Source organism: Streptomyces sp. NPDC051664 (assembly GCF_044453545.1).
Lineage (GTDB): Bacteria > Actinomycetota > Actinomycetes > Streptomycetales > Streptomycetaceae > Streptomyces.
The window spans coordinates 249973-264924 of the sequence record NZ_JBITCU010000011.1; the positions used below are offsets into that span (position 1 = coordinate 249973).

The 14952-nt window shown below is 68.4% G+C and carries 14 protein-coding genes, 1 rRNA gene and 1 riboswitch; of the genes, 3 read left to right on the top strand and 12 right to left on the bottom strand.

Going from position 1 to position 14952, the window contains the following annotated elements; all coding sequences use genetic code 11:
• Positions 1 to 21 precede the first annotated feature (21 nt).
• Both ACIA8E_RS22360 and ACIA8E_RS22365 read left to right on the top strand, forming a co-directional pair.
• Positions 22 to 615: a hypothetical protein gene (locus tag ACIA8E_RS22360; protein WP_399300917.1), complete on the top strand. Its 594-nt coding sequence runs from the start codon at positions 22 to 24 to the stop codon at positions 613 to 615.
• A 320-nt stretch (positions 616 to 935) separates the two neighbouring features.
• Positions 936 to 1142, top strand: a complete 207-nt coding sequence (locus ACIA8E_RS22365) for a DUF5999 family protein (protein ID WP_030921602.1) — start codon at positions 936 to 938, stop codon at positions 1140 to 1142.
• A gap of 85 nt (positions 1143 to 1227) precedes the next feature.
• Here ACIA8E_RS22365 and gcvP read toward each other — a convergent pair whose 3' ends face one another.
• Positions 1228 to 4113, bottom strand: coding sequence for an aminomethyl-transferring glycine dehydrogenase (gene gcvP, locus ACIA8E_RS22370; RefSeq protein ID WP_399300919.1), 2886 nt, complete (start codon positions 4111 to 4113; stop codon positions 1228 to 1230).
• A 194-nt stretch (positions 4114 to 4307) separates the two neighbouring features.
• Positions 4308 to 4405: riboswitch (glycine riboswitch) on the bottom strand.
• Positions 4406 to 4506: 101 nt separating this feature from the next.
• Here gcvP and ACIA8E_RS22375 point away from each other — a divergent pair.
• Positions 4507 to 4887, top strand: coding sequence for a PRC-barrel domain-containing protein (locus tag ACIA8E_RS22375; RefSeq protein WP_030921596.1), 381 nt, complete (start codon positions 4507 to 4509; stop codon positions 4885 to 4887).
• Here the strand turns inward: ACIA8E_RS22375 and ACIA8E_RS22380 are convergent.
• The 11 genes from ACIA8E_RS22380 to rrf form a co-directional block, all read right to left on the bottom strand.
• The gene (locus ACIA8E_RS22380) at positions 4812 to 6266 is read right to left on the bottom strand and encodes a DNA polymerase IV (protein ID WP_399300921.1); all 1455 of its coding nucleotides are present in this window, start codon (positions 6264 to 6266) and stop codon (positions 4812 to 4814) included. The genes ACIA8E_RS22375 and ACIA8E_RS22380 overlap by 76 nt on opposite strands.
• A gap of 57 nt (positions 6267 to 6323) precedes the next feature.
• Positions 6324 to 6941: a MerR family transcriptional regulator gene (locus ACIA8E_RS22385; RefSeq protein WP_399300923.1), complete on the bottom strand. Its 618-nt coding sequence runs from the start codon at positions 6939 to 6941 to the stop codon at positions 6324 to 6326.
• A gap of 168 nt (positions 6942 to 7109) precedes the next feature.
• Positions 7110 to 7583: a bifunctional nuclease family protein gene (locus ACIA8E_RS22390; RefSeq protein WP_030921587.1), complete on the bottom strand. Its 474-nt coding sequence runs from the start codon at positions 7581 to 7583 to the stop codon at positions 7110 to 7112.
• A gap of 53 nt (positions 7584 to 7636) precedes the next feature.
• A complete protein-coding gene (locus ACIA8E_RS22395) occupies positions 7637 to 8380 on the bottom strand; it encodes a MerR family transcriptional regulator (RefSeq protein ID WP_399300925.1) in 744 nt (247 codons plus the stop codon).
• A gap of 17 nt (positions 8381 to 8397) precedes the next feature.
• Positions 8398 to 9171, bottom strand: a complete 774-nt coding sequence (locus ACIA8E_RS22400) for an FHA domain-containing protein (RefSeq protein WP_399300927.1) — start codon at positions 9169 to 9171, stop codon at positions 8398 to 8400.
• A gap of 190 nt (positions 9172 to 9361) precedes the next feature.
• On the bottom strand, positions 9362 to 10150 hold the full coding sequence (locus ACIA8E_RS22405) for a DUF881 domain-containing protein (protein ID WP_399300929.1): 789 nt from the start codon (positions 10148 to 10150) through the stop codon (positions 9362 to 9364).
• Between the two features lie 5 nt (positions 10151 to 10155).
• Entirely contained in the window at positions 10156 to 10488 is a 333-nt protein-coding gene (locus ACIA8E_RS22410; protein WP_003970459.1) for a small basic family protein, read from the bottom strand.
• Positions 10485 to 11405 carry a DUF881 domain-containing protein gene (locus tag ACIA8E_RS22415; protein ID WP_399300931.1) on the bottom strand — a complete coding sequence of 307 codons (921 nt, stop codon included), beginning with the start codon at positions 11403 to 11405 and terminating at the stop codon, positions 10485 to 10487. Before ACIA8E_RS22415 ends, ACIA8E_RS22410 begins: the two co-directional genes overlap by 4 nt.
• Positions 11406 to 11503: 98 nt before the next feature.
• Positions 11504 to 13999, bottom strand: coding sequence for a mannose-1-phosphate guanyltransferase (locus ACIA8E_RS22420; RefSeq protein WP_030979522.1), 2496 nt, complete (start codon positions 13997 to 13999; stop codon positions 11504 to 11506).
• A 113-nt stretch (positions 14000 to 14112) separates the two neighbouring features.
• A complete protein-coding gene (locus ACIA8E_RS22425; protein ID WP_030921569.1) occupies positions 14113 to 14721 on the bottom strand; it encodes a CDP-alcohol phosphatidyltransferase family protein in 609 nt (202 codons plus the stop codon).
• Between the two features lie 144 nt (positions 14722 to 14865).
• Positions 14866 to 14952: ribosomal RNA gene (gene rrf, locus ACIA8E_RS22430) — 5S ribosomal RNA — on the bottom strand; the annotation flags it as partial.

Sequence of the window (14952 nt, forward strand, 5' to 3'; positions counted from 1 at the left end):
CGAAGTGAGAGGCGACCCACTATGCCGCTTCACGTACCTCCGGCTCCCGCGCCCGCCCTGCGCAGCGTCCTCGCGGCACTCGGTTCACCCACCGCAGTCCGCGAGGCCCGCACCCCCGCTCTCCGGTCCGTCCAGGGACCGCTGAGCCCCGAACTCCCGCTCCCCGTCCATGTGCTGGACCGGATCGGCCCGAGCGGGCTCGCACCACGCACCAGCCTGGCCGCGTGGCGCTTCCTGATCCGCAGCTCGGAGCGGGCCGTCGCCGCGGCAGACACCATGCTCACCCCGGACGGGTGGACCTTCTCCCACTTCTTCGAGGGTCCGTACATCGCCTCGACCGAACTCGCCCTGCGCCAGGCGGAGACGTTGACACCGCACTATCAGCCACGCCTGCTCTCCATCCCCGAGCTCTACATGCTCACACTGTGGCTGCACGAGGACATCGAGGCCGACGCGTCCGGCGGAGCTCTGGCCCCCACCGACCTTCTGGTACCGCTGGCTCCCGCCCCACCCGGCATCGCGGCACACCGCCCGCACCGGGTCGCCGATCTGCTCCCCGTGATGACGCTGCGTATCACCCCTGGCCCCGGTCCCCTGCTCGGTTCACCGGCCTGACCACAGCCCGCCGCCGGCCAGCCGTGCTGTGCCCCGTCGCCGTTTCCGGTGGCGGGGCACAGTACTGCTGGTACGCACTCGGAGGCCATCCGGACTAGTCCGGTCCGGCCACCCCGAACCACCCGAAGGGACAGTGCAGTTGTGTTGAACCGTCCGGCCGGGTGACGCGTCATGGGAGTAGGAGAAGTGCTGCCGCGAAATCCCTGCGGATTGACGCCCGTGGGGCAACACTGGGACCGGACCGATTGATACGGGGGGCGGCCATGAACACCTCATCAAGCCGCAGGACACTCACTACAACGCAGCGAAAGAACCCACCCATGTGCCAGCACCAGCCACCCTGCCCGACCGCCGACTCAGCCGACCGGGAGGCCGCCCGCCTGATGGCTCACCACCCGGAACAGGGCTGGAGCCTGCTGTGCAACGGCGTCCTGCTCTTCGAGGACACCGGTGAGCTGCTCCCGGACGGGCAGATCATCGCCCCGCACCGGCCGCTGGGAACCGGCCAGGTGATGAAGGCCGCCTGACCGCGGCCCGTACGAACGGGGGCCGGCCCGGAGAAGATCTCCGCACCGGCCCCGACGCATGTCCGCGTCACACCCGAGGGGTGGGTCAGTTGTCGTACTCGTCCAGCGGCGGGCAGGAGCAGACGAGGTTACGGTCACCGAACGCACCGTCGATCCGGCGCACCGGCGGCCAGTACTTGTCGGCGGCCGAGACTCCGGCCGGGAAGACGGCCTCCTCACGGCTGTAGGCGTGCTTCCACTCCCCGCCGAGCATGGCGGCCGTGTGCGGGGCGTTGGTGAGCGGGTTGTCGTCCGCGCTCCACTCGCCGGAGGCGACCTTCTCGACCTCGTGGCGAATGGCGATCATCGTGTCGCAGAACCGGTCGAGCTCGGCAAGGTCCTCACTCTCGGTCGGCTCGATCATCAGCGTCCCGGCCACCGGGAAGGACATGGTCGGCGCGTGGAACCCGTAGTCGACCAGGCGCTTGGCGATGTCGTCGACACTGACACCGGTCTCCTTGGAGATCGGCCGCAGATCCACGATGCACTCGTGCGCGACGAGTCCGGCCGGGCCGGTGTACAGGATCGGGTAGTGCGGTTCCAGACGCTTGGCGATGTAGTTGGCGGCGAGTACGGCGACCTGCGTCGCACGCTTCAGGCCCTCGCCACCCATCAGACGTACGTACGCCCACGAGATCGGCAGAATACCGGCCGAGCCCCACGGGGCGGCCGAGATCGGTCCGACACCGGTCTCGGGACCCGCGGCAGGCTGCAGCGGGTGGTTCGGGAGGTACGGCGCGAGGTGCGCGCGGACGCCGACCGGGCCGACGCCCGGGCCGCCGCCGCCGTGCGGGATGCAGAACGTCTTGTGCAGGTTCAGGTGCGAGACATCGCCGCCGAACCGGCCCGGCTTGGCGAGGCCGACGAGCGCGTTGAGGTTGGCGCCGTCGACGTACACCTGACCGCCCGCGTCGTGCACCTCGGCGCAGATGTCGGCGACGTGCTCCTCGAACACACCGTGCGTCGACGGGTACGTGATCATGAGCACGGCCAGCTCGTCGCGGTACTGCTGGATCTTGGCGCGGAGGTCCGCGACGTCGATCTCGCCGTCGTCGGCGGTCTTCACCACGACGACCTTCATGCCCGCCATCACGGCGCTCGCGGCGTTGGTGCCGTGCGCGGAGGACGGGATGAGGCAGACGGTCCGCTGGTCGTCGCCGTTGGCCCGGTGGTACGCGCGCACGGCCAGCAGGCCCGCGAACTCGCCCTGCGAGCCCGCGTTCGGCTGAATGGAGACCGCGTCGTATCCGGTGACCTCGGCGAGCCGCTCCTCCAGCTCACGGATCAGCGTGAGGAAGCCCTCCGCCTGCTCGGCCGGCGCGAACGGGTGGAGCGCACCGAATTCCGGCCAGGTGATGGACTCCATCTCGGTGGTCGCGTTCAGCTTCATGGTGCAGGAGCCGAGCGGAATCATGCCGCGGTCCAGCGCGTAGTCGCGGTCGGCGAGCTTGCGCAGGTAGCGGAGCATCGCGGTCTCGGACCGGTGCTGGTGGAAGACCGGGTGGGTGAGGAAAGCATCGTTGCGCAGCAGGGACTCGGGCAGCGCGTCGACGGCCGCGCCGTCCAGCGCCTCGATGTCGCCGTCGGTACCGAAGGCGGCCCACACGGCGGCGATCTGCGCACGGTTGGTGGTCTCGTCGCAGGCGAGGGAGACCAGGTCGGCGTCGACGAACCGCAGGTTGACACCGCGCTCACGGGCGTCGGCGACGACCTCGGCCGCCCTGCCGGGGACGCGCACGGTGAGGGTGTCGAAGTAGGCGTCGGTCTCGACGTCGACGGAGGCGGCCCGCAGGCCCTCGGCCAGGATCGCGGCGTAGCGGTGCGTGCGCCGCGCGATCGTCCGCAGTCCGTCGGGGCCGTGGTAGACGGCGTACATCCCGGCCATGACGGCGAGCAGCACCTGCGCGGTACAGATGTTGCTGGTGGCCTTCTCGCGGCGGATGTGCTGCTCGCGGGTCTGCAGGGCGAGGCGGTACGCCTTGTTGCCGTCCGCGTCGACGGAGACACCGACGAGGCGGCCGGGCAGGCTGCGGGCGAACTTCTCGCGCACGGCCATGAAGCCCGCGTGCGGTCCGCCGAAGCCCATCGGCACACCGAAGCGCTGCGTGGTGCCGACGGCGATGTCCGCGCCGAGGTCGCCGGGCGAGGTGAGGAGGGTCAGGGCCAGCAGGTCGGCGGCGACGGTGACGATGGCGCCGAGCTCATGGGCCTGCTCGATGACGGGCTTGATGTCCCGGACGGCGCCGGAGGCTCCCGGGTACTGGAGCAGCACGCCGAACACACCGCCCTCCGCGATGTCGGCGGGGATGCCCTCGCTGAGGTCGGCGACGACCACCTCGACACCGGTCGGCTCGGCGCGGGTCTGTATCACGGCGATGGTCTGCGGCAGGGTGTCCGCGTCGACCAGGAAGACGCCGTTCTTGACCTTGCCGACGCGCCGTGCGAGCGCCATGGCCTCGGCGGCCGCAGTGCCCTCGTCGAGCAGCGAGGCGCCGGAGGTGGGCAGCCCGCTCAGCTCGGCGACCATCGTCTGGAAGTTGAGGAGGGCCTCGAGACGGCCCTGCGAGATCTCCGGCTGGTACGGCGTGTAGGCCGTGTACCAGGCGGGGTTCTCCATGACGTTGCGAAGGATCACCGGCGGTGTGAAGGTGCCGTAGTAGCCGAGCCCGATCATCGGGGCGAGGACCTGGTTGCGGTCGGCGAGGGAGCGCAGCTCGGCCAGGACCTCGGCCTCGGTGCGGGCCGTCGGCAGCTGCAGCGCCTCCGCGCTCTTGATGACATCGGGCACCGCGGCCGCGGTCAGGTCGTCGAGCGAGCCGTAACCGACCTGGGCGAGCATCTTCGCCTGCGCCTCGGCATCGGGTCCGATGTGGCGATGTTCGAAGGGGATGCCCTGCTCCAGCTGGGAGAGCGGAGTGCGACGGGGGGTCATGGTGGAGGCCTCCTGGTCTGTCACGACCTGCGAGGGGCACCGCGGCGCGGGTGCCCGGACGGCCTCCCCCTCTGTCATCTCAACCTGAGAGCTTCACCGGTCCGCCCTGCGGCGTACCGACTTTCACCGTCGGTGAGGAAGGGATCCGTCCCGGCGTCCGCCGCCACGAAACCCGCCCTGCTTTCCAGAGTGACCTCGTCCGTGCGGTACGGGGGCCTGAGAGATTCCGGGGAGGATTTGCTCCTTCGGCGCCTGCCGGATCTGCTCCGGAGGACTCTCCCGCACGGGGTCAGCAGCCATAGCCAGCCTACCAGCGGGGTTCGTCTCAGAAGTCTCGAGTGGCCGAAGCCCCGGATCTGCACTTTCGTAGTGCCTGTGGAGTAGCCGCGACCAATGGGAGGGACCGTGCAGACCGACATCGATCCGCGGAGCCTGATCGGCCGCAAGGCGTTCGACCGCAAGGGCACCAAGATAGGCACCATCGACGAGGTGTATCTCGACGACGCGACCGGTGTCCCCGAGTGGGCCGCCGTACGTACCGGACTGTTCAGCAGGGACGCCTTCGTCCCGCTGGAGCCCAGCGAATTCGTCGAGGATTCGCTCCGCATCCCGTTCGACCGTGCACTGATCAAGGACGCACCCGACTTCGGCGTGGGCCGCCATCTCTCGCCGGAACAGGAGCTTCAGCTCTACCGGCACTACGGTCTGGACTCGCCGCCCGAGGAGCCGGGACCGGACCGCGACTTCGGCAGGCTGGCCGGCCAGGACGAGTAGTCCACGGGGTCACGCACCAGTGGCAGCGGATCCGCGGGCCACAGCTCCGGATCGTCGATACGGAACGTTCGCACCCGGCCGGGCGGCGACTCGGGTTCCTCGAACCGCACCGTCACCCGGCCCACCCCGCTGCCCTGCACCCACCCGTGACCATAGGTGTCATGGCGTACGTCGTGCCCGGCGGGCCAGCGCCGGGCCGCGAGCTGCTCGGGGGTCTCCTGCTCCGGTGCACCGGCCGCCGACTCGTCCCCGTGCTCGCCAGGGCCCAGGTCCTCGGCGGCCAGGGCGTCGGGCGCGGCCCGCTCACCGGCCGCCTGTGCGAAGAGATCTTCCTGGGTGTAGTCGGCGAGCCCCGTGACACCCACACCGAGGAGCCGTACGCCTCCGGTGGTGTCCACGGCCTCCAGGAGCCGCGCGGCCGCCTCTCTGACCACCGCGGGGTCGTCCGTGGGCCCTCGCAACGTCTCGGACCGCGTGAGCGTCGAGAAGTCGTACCTGCGGACCTTCAGCACCACGGTCCGTCCCGACCGCTCCGCGGACCGCAGCCGCTGGACACACCGGTCTGCCAGCCGGTCGACCTCCGTCCTGACCCGGACCCGGTCGTGCAGGTCCATGTCGAAGGTGTCCTCGACCGAGACCGACTTCGCGTCGCGCTCCGCGACGACGGGGCGGTTGTCGTACCCGAGGGCCATGCGGTGCAGTGAGACGCCATGGGCCTTGCCGAGCAGCCGTACGAGCTCCGCCTCCCCCGCCTCGGCCAGATCGTCGACCGTGGTCATCCCGGCGCGTCGCAGGTGATCCCCGGTGGCCGGTCCGACGCCGGGCAGGATCCGCACGGACATGGGCGCGAGCAGCTCGCGCTCGGCGCCCGGCTCGATGAGCAGCAGCCCGTTCGGCTTGGCCTCCTCCGAGGCGATCTTGGCCAGCATCTTCGAGCCCGCGAGGCCCACCGAGCCGGTGAGGCCGGTGACCGCTCTGATGGCGTCCCGCAACTGTTCACCGACGGCCCGCGCCGAGGCCGAGTCGTCGGCCACCCCGCCGGCCTCCAGATCGACAAAGGCCTCGTCCAGGCTGAGCGGCTCCACCAGCGGTGAGAGCCGCCCGAGCAGCTCCATCACCTGGTCGCTCACCGTCCGGTACAGCATGAAGCGTGGCACCAGGTAGGCGGCGTTGGGTGCCAGGCGCCGGGCCTGGGCCGTCGGCATCGCCGAGTGCACCCCGAACCGCCGGGCCTCGTACGACGCGGTGGCGACGACCCCGCGCGGCCCCAGCCCGCCCACCACGACCGGCTTGCCGCGCAGGCTGGGCTTCGCCGCCTGCTCCGCAGAGGCGTAGAAGGCATCCATGTCGAGATGGAGGATGGTGGGTGCGGCTCTCACATCAATCGATGCTGCCCTACGGCACTGACAATCGCCGCACCCCGGATCCACACGCGGTCAGACAGCGCGGTTGCGCCGCCGGGCAAGCTCGTCGGCGGGGTTGTTGCCGACCAACGTCTCGCCGGTGTCCACCCGCTCACCGTGCAGCTGAGACAGTGCGGCGTCGACGTCCTGCCACACCACGCCGACGGCGATGCCGAAGACCCCCTGGCCCCCCTGGAGCAGATCCACGACCTCGTCGGGCGAGGAGCACTCGTAGACCGTCGCGCCGTCGCTCATGAGTGTCATCCGCTCCAGATCCTGGAACCCCCGGGCGCGCAGATGCTGGACCGTGGTGCGGATGTTCTGCAGCGCCACACCGGTGTCCAGGAAGCGCTTCACGATCTTCAGCAGGACGACGTCCCTGAAGCTGTAGAGGCGCTGCGTGCCCGATCCGTAGGCGGGACGCACGCTCGGCTCGACGAGCCCCGTGCGCGCCCAGTAGTCGAGCTGCCGATAGGTGATCCCTGCCGCCGCGCACGCCGTCGGCCCGCGATATCCGATGTCGCCGGCCACTGCCGCGCCGTCCCCTGCCATCGCCGCCGGTTGAACCGGTTGCCTGATGGAGTGGCCGGCTGTACTTCCATGCTGCAGATACGGCCCACCCGCTGCCGTACCGTCGCCGCTGTTTCTCACGCCGACCTCCGTCCTTGACCTGCCATCTCGAAGGTAGGCAGTCACTCGGGGTGCGTCAACGATCGCCACACTCGGCACGCCGGGTGATAATCACCCTGAGGGTGGTTTCCCGTGTCCCATTCCGGGGAATGGCTTGCCGGATGCGCTGGCGGCACCTCCGCAGGACGGTCACTGGCTGTTGGTACCGAAATCCTCCGGTGAGATCTGGTCGAGGAACTCCCGGAACTTCTCGACCTCGTCCTCCTGCTCGTCCGGGATGGCGATACCCGCGTCGTCGAGCACCCCGTCACTGCCGTAGATCGGCGTGCCGGTGCGCAGCGCGAGCGCTATGGCGTCGGACGGACGCGCACTCACCTCGACCCCGCCGGCGAAGACCAGCTCCGCGTAGAAGACCCCTTCCCTGAGGTCCGTGATGCGGACCTCGGTGAGCTCCTGGCCGAGGGCCTCGAGCACATCCTTGAAGAGATCATGGGTCAGCGGCCTGGCCGGAGCCATGCCCTGCTGGGCGAAGGCGATCGCGGTCGCCTCACCAGGACCGATCCAAATGGGGAGGTACCGGTCGCCTCCCACTTCACGCAGGAGCACGATCGGTTGGTTGGAGGGCATTTCCACCCGGACACCCACAACGTCGAGCTCGTTCACACAGCAACCCTAGGACGTGCTCGGCAGGTTTGGGTAGTCGGGCTCCCCCGTGATCAGTGGAGTCGGATCCGCAGAGCGGTCTGCACGAAGGCCGAATGAAGCCGTACGGACAGCTCCGCGAGCTCCTTCGCCGTGGCCTCCGCATGTGCTCTGGTCTGCGGATTCCGGTGCCGGCGCAGGGGAGCGACCACCTGCTCGATCAGCCCGGCCTCGCGCTCCGCAGCCCCTCGCATGGCCCGCAGATGACGCGGTTCGAGACCGAATCGACCCAGATCCGCCACAAGTTTGGCCACGGTCACCGTCTCGGCGTCGTAGCCGCCTTCCGCCGTCGGAGCGACAAGACCGTACGCCTCCCACTCCTCGAGCTCGCTCTCGATGACCTCGGCGGCTGCCAGCAGCTCCGCGCGCCCGATCCGCGCCGCGGTCGCCCTCCCGGACCCGGCGTCGCTGGAACCGTCGGTCAGGTCCCGCTGCCCGCCCGCGGACGGCAGGGACGCCTGTTCACCGCGGGCGAGGGCGTCCAAGTGCTCCCGGATGACTTTCAGCGGGAGATAGTGGTCCCGCTGCATCCGCAGCACCTGCGCCAGCCGCTCGACGTCGTCGGGCCGGAACTTCCGGTATCCGGAAGGCGTCCGCTGCGGCTCGACGAGCCCCTCGGCCTCCAGAAAACGAATCTTGGAGATGGTGACTTCGGGAAATTCGTCCCGCAGCTGCAGGAGCACCGCGCCGATACTCATCGCACGGTCGTCGGCGGTGGCGGTGCCGTGACCGGCACCGCCCGTCGGTGTTCTCAGCATGGACCTTCCCTGACGGGTCAGATGCCCCGCTGGCTCGCGTAGAAGACCAGCCGGTACTTCCCGATCTGCACCTCGTCGCCGTTGGACAGCGCGACGGAGTCGATGCGCTCACGATTGACGTACGTGCCATTGAGACTGCCGACGTCCTCGACCGTGAAGCTGCCGTCGGGGCTCCGGCGGAACTCCACATGGCGACGCGAGACCGTCACGTCGTCGAGGAAGATGTCGCTCTGCGGGTGGCGGCCGGCCGTGGTCAGCTCACTGTCCAGCAGGAAGCGGCTGCCGGAGTTCGGACCGCGGCGCACCACCAGGAGCGCCGAGCCGAGCGGCAGGGCGTCGACGGCGGCCTGTGCCTCGGGAGAGAGGGACGGCACGGACGTCTGACCCGTAGCCTCCGCCTCGTACGCCTCGAGACCGGAGATGGAAATGGTCGAGGTCGTCTCCGAGGGGCGCTCGGACGGAGCACCACCCCTCAGCGGCGCACCACAGTTGGAGCAGAAACGACTGGCCTCGGCGTTGCGATGACCGCACCTCGTACAGACCGGCATGGACGCAAACCCTCCACCCGTACTCGAGGTCGATGGATCTCCGAAACCTATGCGGCCCGCACCGGCAGGGTCAACAGACGACGCGCCGGAACCACCCGAAATGTCACCGCTCGCACCCGCCACCTCGTCGCGGAAGAGCGGGCGCTCCGTGCCCTGCTCCTCGGCTTGGGCATGGCGCGGTGCGCGATGGCGGGCAGCTTCATCGCGTGCGCTCTTGCCGAACAACTTCCCAAACAACTTCACGGGCGATTCCCCTTGACCGAAATAGACCCGCCCGTGGGGCAGGACGAACCCTGAATGAACACACCTGCCGACCCGGACATCTTCACAACGTCCGTAGTCACTCGACAGTTTCCACCACGCGTCACCATTACGATGCGGCGACCCCCCGCAACCTCGTGCCTGTGTCCTTCGACCCCCGTGCCCGGCGGCATCACCGGGAGGACGACCGAGCGTAGTCAGGCCGCTTCGCCGCTCGCAAGGCATCGACCACGATGTCGTCGGCCTGTGCCACATGCACGGTGGCCTGCTCCTTTTCCAGCGTCTGCACGACCCCGCCGGGGATGTTCAGCGCCGGCTCCAGGTCCTGCGGCTTGCCGATGACCTCGAAGACGTACGGCGCGGAGATGTGGCGGTCGTCGACCTTGATGTCACCGCCGTCACCGGAGAAGTACGTATTGGCAACCACCCTCACCCCGTTGACCTCGATCGCCTCGGCACCGGCCGCACGCAGCTCCTGGAGTGCGTCGAGCAGCATGTCCGGCTCAACCGCGCCGCCCGGGTCGTTGATCGTCAGCGTGATCCCGGGCCCGTGCGCCGCCACGGTGCCCGCGAGGATACCGAGTTGCCGCTCCTTTTCCACTGTCTGCTTACGCGCTTCCTCGGCCTGGTCCGAGCTGTTCTCGAGCTCCGTTCGCTGATCGTCCAGACGCTGCTTCTCGTCTTCAAGACGCTGTGTACGGTCGTCGAGTTCATCGAGGATACGGACCAGGTCCTCCTGGCGTGCGCCGCGCAGTGCGCTGTTGTCGCTGTTCGACCGCACCTGGATCGCCAGCCCCAGGCCGAGGACGAACAGCAGCAGCGCCACGATGAGTTGAGCCCGGGTCACCCGGGGCGGCCACACGGCGGCGATCAGCCGCCGGCGCCCGGTGAGCTCCTCGGGGGCGCCGGCCGGCGGCTCACCGGTGCGCTCGGTGTCACGGGGAAATTCTTCGTCGCTCATCGGCTTCAGGCCCGGAAGACGTGCCGGCGGATCGCCGCGGCGTTGGAGAAGATCCGGATACCGAGCACGACCACCACACCGGTGGAGAGCTGGGCCCCCACGCCCAGCTTGTCGCCCAGGAACACGATCAGGGCGGCCACGACGACGTTCGAGAGGAACGACACCACGAAGACCTTGTCGACGAAGATGCCGTCGAGCATGGCCCGCAGACCGCCGAAGACTGCGTCCAGCGCAGCCACGACAGCGATCGGAAGATAGGGCTCGACCACCGCCGGCACCTCGGGCCGGACCAACAGTCCGACCACGACTCCCACGACGAGGCCCAGTACGGCGATCACGATGTGCCCTTCCCTGTGTCTGCCGCACCACTGCCGGTGTCTGCGGCCTTCGGCTCTGCTGTTCGTACGATCAGGCTCGGAGCGGCCGGGAGACGCACCTGCTCCTGGACGGAGATGCTGGTCCTGATGGAGAACGTGTCCTTCAGCGCCTGCAGATACTGACCGTCGGCACTGTCCTGGAACGCGGTACTGAGCCGCTTCCCGTCCCCCACCGCAAGCACCGTGTACGGCGGCACGAGCGGTCTGTTGTCGACCAGTATGGCGTCGCCCGCGGCACGGATGGCCGACAGGGCTGTCAGCCGCTGCCCGTTGATGGCGATCGCTTCCGCCCCGGACTGCCACATACCGTTGACGACCCGCTGCAGGTCCCGGTCGCGCACCCGCCCCGTATCCGCGAAACCGCTGGTCTCCCGTGGTCCGCCACCGCCCTGATCGGTGTCCTTCGCGTCGTCGACGACGAGCTTCACACCGGGCCCCTGCACCGCGGTCGCCCCGGAGAGCAGCGCCACCAGCTCGCCCTGGTCCCCGCCATGCTTTTCCAACGCTTTACGTTGACGCTCGCTCACGTCGCCCCGCAACTTGTCCACCTGGGACTCGAGACTGTCGGCCGCCGATGTCTCGGCATCGATACGGTCGATGAGCTCCTCGCGCTCCTTGGCAAGGACAGGCGCCGAGACGCGCGCCTCCGCGGCGCCGAGGGTGACCACCAGAGCAGCGAGCACAAGACCCGCCGCAAGGGCCAGCTTCGCCTTCAGCGTACGGGGCATGCCCGCGCTCCCGTCGGCCTTGCGGCGCGCGGTGGCCTCGGCGTAACCGTCGTCCAGGCTGTGGTCCATCACATTGGTCAGCAGCGACATGGACGCGTCGGGGCGCGCGGAGGGTGAGGCCTTACTCCGATCGGGGGGCTGCTGCGACATGCCGCACATCGTCGCACGTCGCAACAGCTGCCGCCGAATGGCCCCACCGATGCGTCGGGGGGCGCTGCACAGCACCTCCCGACGCACCCTGGAAAACGTCAGTGACCTGCGCTGTCCACGACCGTCGACCATTCGTCGAGCAGCGCCTGCGCCGATGCGTCGTCGGGGCCCTCCGCCCACAAATGGGTGACGGCCTCGGCCGGGTCCGGAAGCACCATCACCCAACGACCGTCCGCCTCGACGACCCGCACACCGTCGGTGGTGTCGACATCCCGGTCCCCGGCGGCCTCCACCACACGACGCATGACCAGCCCCTTGACGGCCCACGGCGTGGCCAGATCGCGGCGCAGGACATGGGCACGGGGGATGCGGGCGTCGATCTGGCTGAGCGTGAGCTGCGTCCTCGCGACGAGCCCGATGAGCCGTACGAAGGCGGCCGAGCCGTCGAAGACGCTGCTGAATTCGGGGACGATGAAGCCGCCGCGCCCGTCTCCACCGAAGATGGTGCCTTCCTGCCGTCCCACGCGCGTCAGATCGTCGGGCGACGTCGTCGTCCACTCCACCTGTGTGCCGTGGTAGGCGGCCACCTGTTCGGCGACTCGCGTCGTCGTCACCGGCAGCGCCACGCGCCCGCTGCGCCGCTCGGCGGCCACCAGGTCGAGCAACACCAGCAGGGCCCGGTCGTCCTCCACGATCCGGCCGCGCTCGTCGACCAGGGAGAGCCGCTCGCCGACCGGGTCGAAACGCACGCCGAACGCGGCCCGCGCCGAGGACACGATCTCCCCGAGCCGCACCAGCCCGGACCGCCGGGTGTCGGCGGACTCGGTGGGCCGCGATTCGTCGAGACCGGGGTTGATCGTCAGCGCGTCCACGCCGAGCCGCCCGAGCAGACTGGGGAGCACGAGCCCGGCACTGCCGTTGGACGCGTCCACGACGACCTTGAGCCCTGCGGCGGCGATCCCTGTGGTGTCCACGTTGCGCAGCAGCGATCCGGTGTACGAGTCGAAGACGCTGGACGGGAAGTGCAGGTCGCCGATCTCTCCCGGGAAGGCACGTCGGTACTCCTGGCGTGCGTAGACCCGGTCCAGCTTGCGCTGGCGCGCCTGGGACAGGTCCGCTCCTCGCTCGTCGAAGAACATGATGTCCACCGAGTCGGGCACTCCGGGCGAGGTGCGGATCATGATCCCACCGGCGCTGCCCCGGGCGGTCTGCTGACGCGCGACCGGCAGCGGTACGTTCTCCAGGTCCCGTACGTCGATGGCGCTGGCCTGCAACGCCGAGATGACCGCTCGCTTCAGCGCACGGGCGCCTCGGGAGTGGTCGCGGGCGGTGGTGACGGTCGAACCCTTCTTGAGGGTGGTGGCGTACGCACCGGCCAGCCGCACAGCGAGTTCCGGCGTGATTTCCACGTTCAGAATTCCCGAGACACCGCGGGCGCCGAAGAGATGAGCCTGCCCGCGCGACTCCCAGATCACCGACGTATTGACAAAGGCGCCGGCCTCGATGGTCTTGAAGGGGTAGACCCGGACATTGCCCTGAATGATCGATTCCTCACCGACCAGGCACTCGTCCCCGATGACCGCACCGTCCTCGATGCGAGCCGCCCGCATGATGTCGGTGTTCTTGCCGACCACGCATCCGCGCAAATTGCAGTGCTGACCGATATAGACGTTGTCGTGGATCACTGCCCGGTGCAGGAACGCACCCGTCTTGACCACGACGTTCGAACCGACGACCGTGTGCTCACGAAGCTCGGCCCCGGCCTCGATCTTTGCGTAGTCCCCGATGTACACGGGCCCCCGCAGCACCGCGTCGGGATGCACTTCGGCGCCCTCCGCGACCCATACACCGGGCGAGATCTCGAAACCGTCGATCTCGACGTCGACCTTGCGCTCCAGAACGTCGGCCTGGGCCTTCACATAGCTCTCGTGCGTGCCCACGTCCTCCCAGTAGCCCTCGGCGACATAGCCGTAGATCGGCTTGCCTTCCTTCATGAGCTGAGGGAAGACATCACCGGACCAGTCCACCGAGACATCGGCCTCGACGTAGTCGAAGACCTCGGGCTCCATCACATAGATGCCCGTGTTGACCGTGTCCGAGAAGACCTGACCCCAGGTGGGCTTCTCCAGGAAACGCTCGACCTGGCCGCCCTCGTCGACAATCGTGATTCCGAATTCCAGTGGATTGGGAACCCGGGTCAGGCACACCGTGACGAGCCCACCCTTTTCCTTGTGGAAGGCGATGAGATCGGTGAGGTCGAAGTCGGTGAGCGCATCACCGGAAATGACGAGGAAGGTGTCGTCCTTCAACGCCTCCTCGGCGTTCTTCACGCTCCCCGCAGTACCTAGAGGTTTCTCCTCGTTGGCATAAGTGAGCTCCATCCCGAGCTCTTCGCCGTCTCCGAAGTAGTTCTTGACGAGAGAGGCGAGAAACTGGACGGTCACGACGGTCTCATTGAGCCCATGCCGCTTGAGCAGCCGCAGCACATGCTCCATGATCGGCCGATTGGCGACAGGCAGGAGAGGCTTGGGCATGCTCGAGGTCATGGGGCGAAGGCGGGTGCCTTCACCACCAGCCATCACAACGGCCTTCATGTCGGAAACGTCCTCCTTGAAGAGACGACGGTCTAGCCGACTTCACCCGTCAGGGCAACACCTGAGACTTCACCGCGGACCGGCCACACTGCGCGGCACCGCATCAAACGAGCTCAATCGGCTACTACATCCGCCTTGACGAGCCGGCGGACCTGAACCACGTAGAGGATTCCTGCCCACCAATAGAGCGTTGTACCCCATCCTGCGAACGCCCATCCGAAAATGGCGGCCAGCGAACCAAGCCAACCACTTGCGTCACTGAGCAGCAACAAGGGGAAGGCGTACATCAGGTTGAAGGTAGCCGCCTTCCCCAGGAAGTTCACCTGGGGCGGCGGATAGCCGTGGCGCCGGAGGATTCCCACCATGACGAGAAGCATCAGCTCACGTGCCAGGAGTGCCGCGGTGAGCCAGAGCGGAAGGATCTCACGCCAAGTCAGTCCGACGAGGGTCGAAAGGATGTACAGCCGGTCGGCAGCCGGATCCAGGAGTCGACCGAGGCTGCTGATCTGGTTCCACCGGCGGGCGAGCTTACCGTCGAGGTAGTCGCTGATCCCGCTGAACATCAGTACCAGCAGCGCCCAGCCATCGCTCTTCGGTCCGCCGAACTCGGGGCGAAGAATCAGCCACAGGAAGAGCGGTACCCCGACAAGGCGAGCCATGCTGAGGATGTTGGGGATGGTGAGGACCCGGTCCGTCTGAACCCGAGTCTCCTGGACCTCCACCCGGGGGCCTCCTGTGAAAGAACGTGCCAATGATGCCCCCTGACCCTACCCGCAGCCACCGCCGGCAGATGCACGGGGGTAGCAGTCGGCCCGTAAACGCAGGAAAGCCCCGCACCAGAGGTGCGGGGCTTTCCCGGAATAATTGTTCGGCGGCGTCCTACTCTCCCACAGGGTCCCCCCTGCAGTACCATCGGCGCTGAAAGGCTTAGCTTCCGGGTTCGGAATGTAACC

Excerpts from the sequence above, each read along its gene's own strand:
- ACIA8E_RS22360 (WP_399300917.1), top strand. The coding sequence starts at position 22 with ATGCCGCTTCACGTACCTCCGGCTCCCGCGCCCGCCCTGCGCAGCGTC.
- ACIA8E_RS22365 (WP_030921602.1), top strand. The coding sequence starts at position 936 with ATGTGCCAGCACCAGCCACCCTGCCCGACCGCCGACTCAGCCGACCGG.
- gcvP (WP_399300919.1), bottom strand. The coding sequence starts at position 4,113 with ATGACCCCCCGTCGCACTCCGCTCTCCCAGCTGGAGCAGGGCATCCCC.
- ACIA8E_RS22375 (WP_030921596.1), top strand. The coding sequence starts at position 4,507 with ATGGGAGGGACCGTGCAGACCGACATCGATCCGCGGAGCCTGATCGGC.
- ACIA8E_RS22395 (WP_399300925.1), bottom strand. The coding sequence starts at position 8,380 with ATGCTGAGAACACCGACGGGCGGTGCCGGTCACGGCACCGCCACCGCC.
- ACIA8E_RS22405 (WP_399300929.1), bottom strand. The coding sequence starts at position 10,150 with ATGAGCGACGAAGAATTTCCCCGTGACACCGAGCGCACCGGTGAGCCG.
- ACIA8E_RS22415 (WP_399300931.1), bottom strand. The coding sequence starts at position 11,405 with ATGTCGCAGCAGCCCCCCGATCGGAGTAAGGCCTCACCCTCCGCGCGC.
- ACIA8E_RS22420 (WP_030979522.1), bottom strand. The coding sequence starts at position 13,999 with ATGAAGGCCGTTGTGATGGCTGGTGGTGAAGGCACCCGCCTTCGCCCC.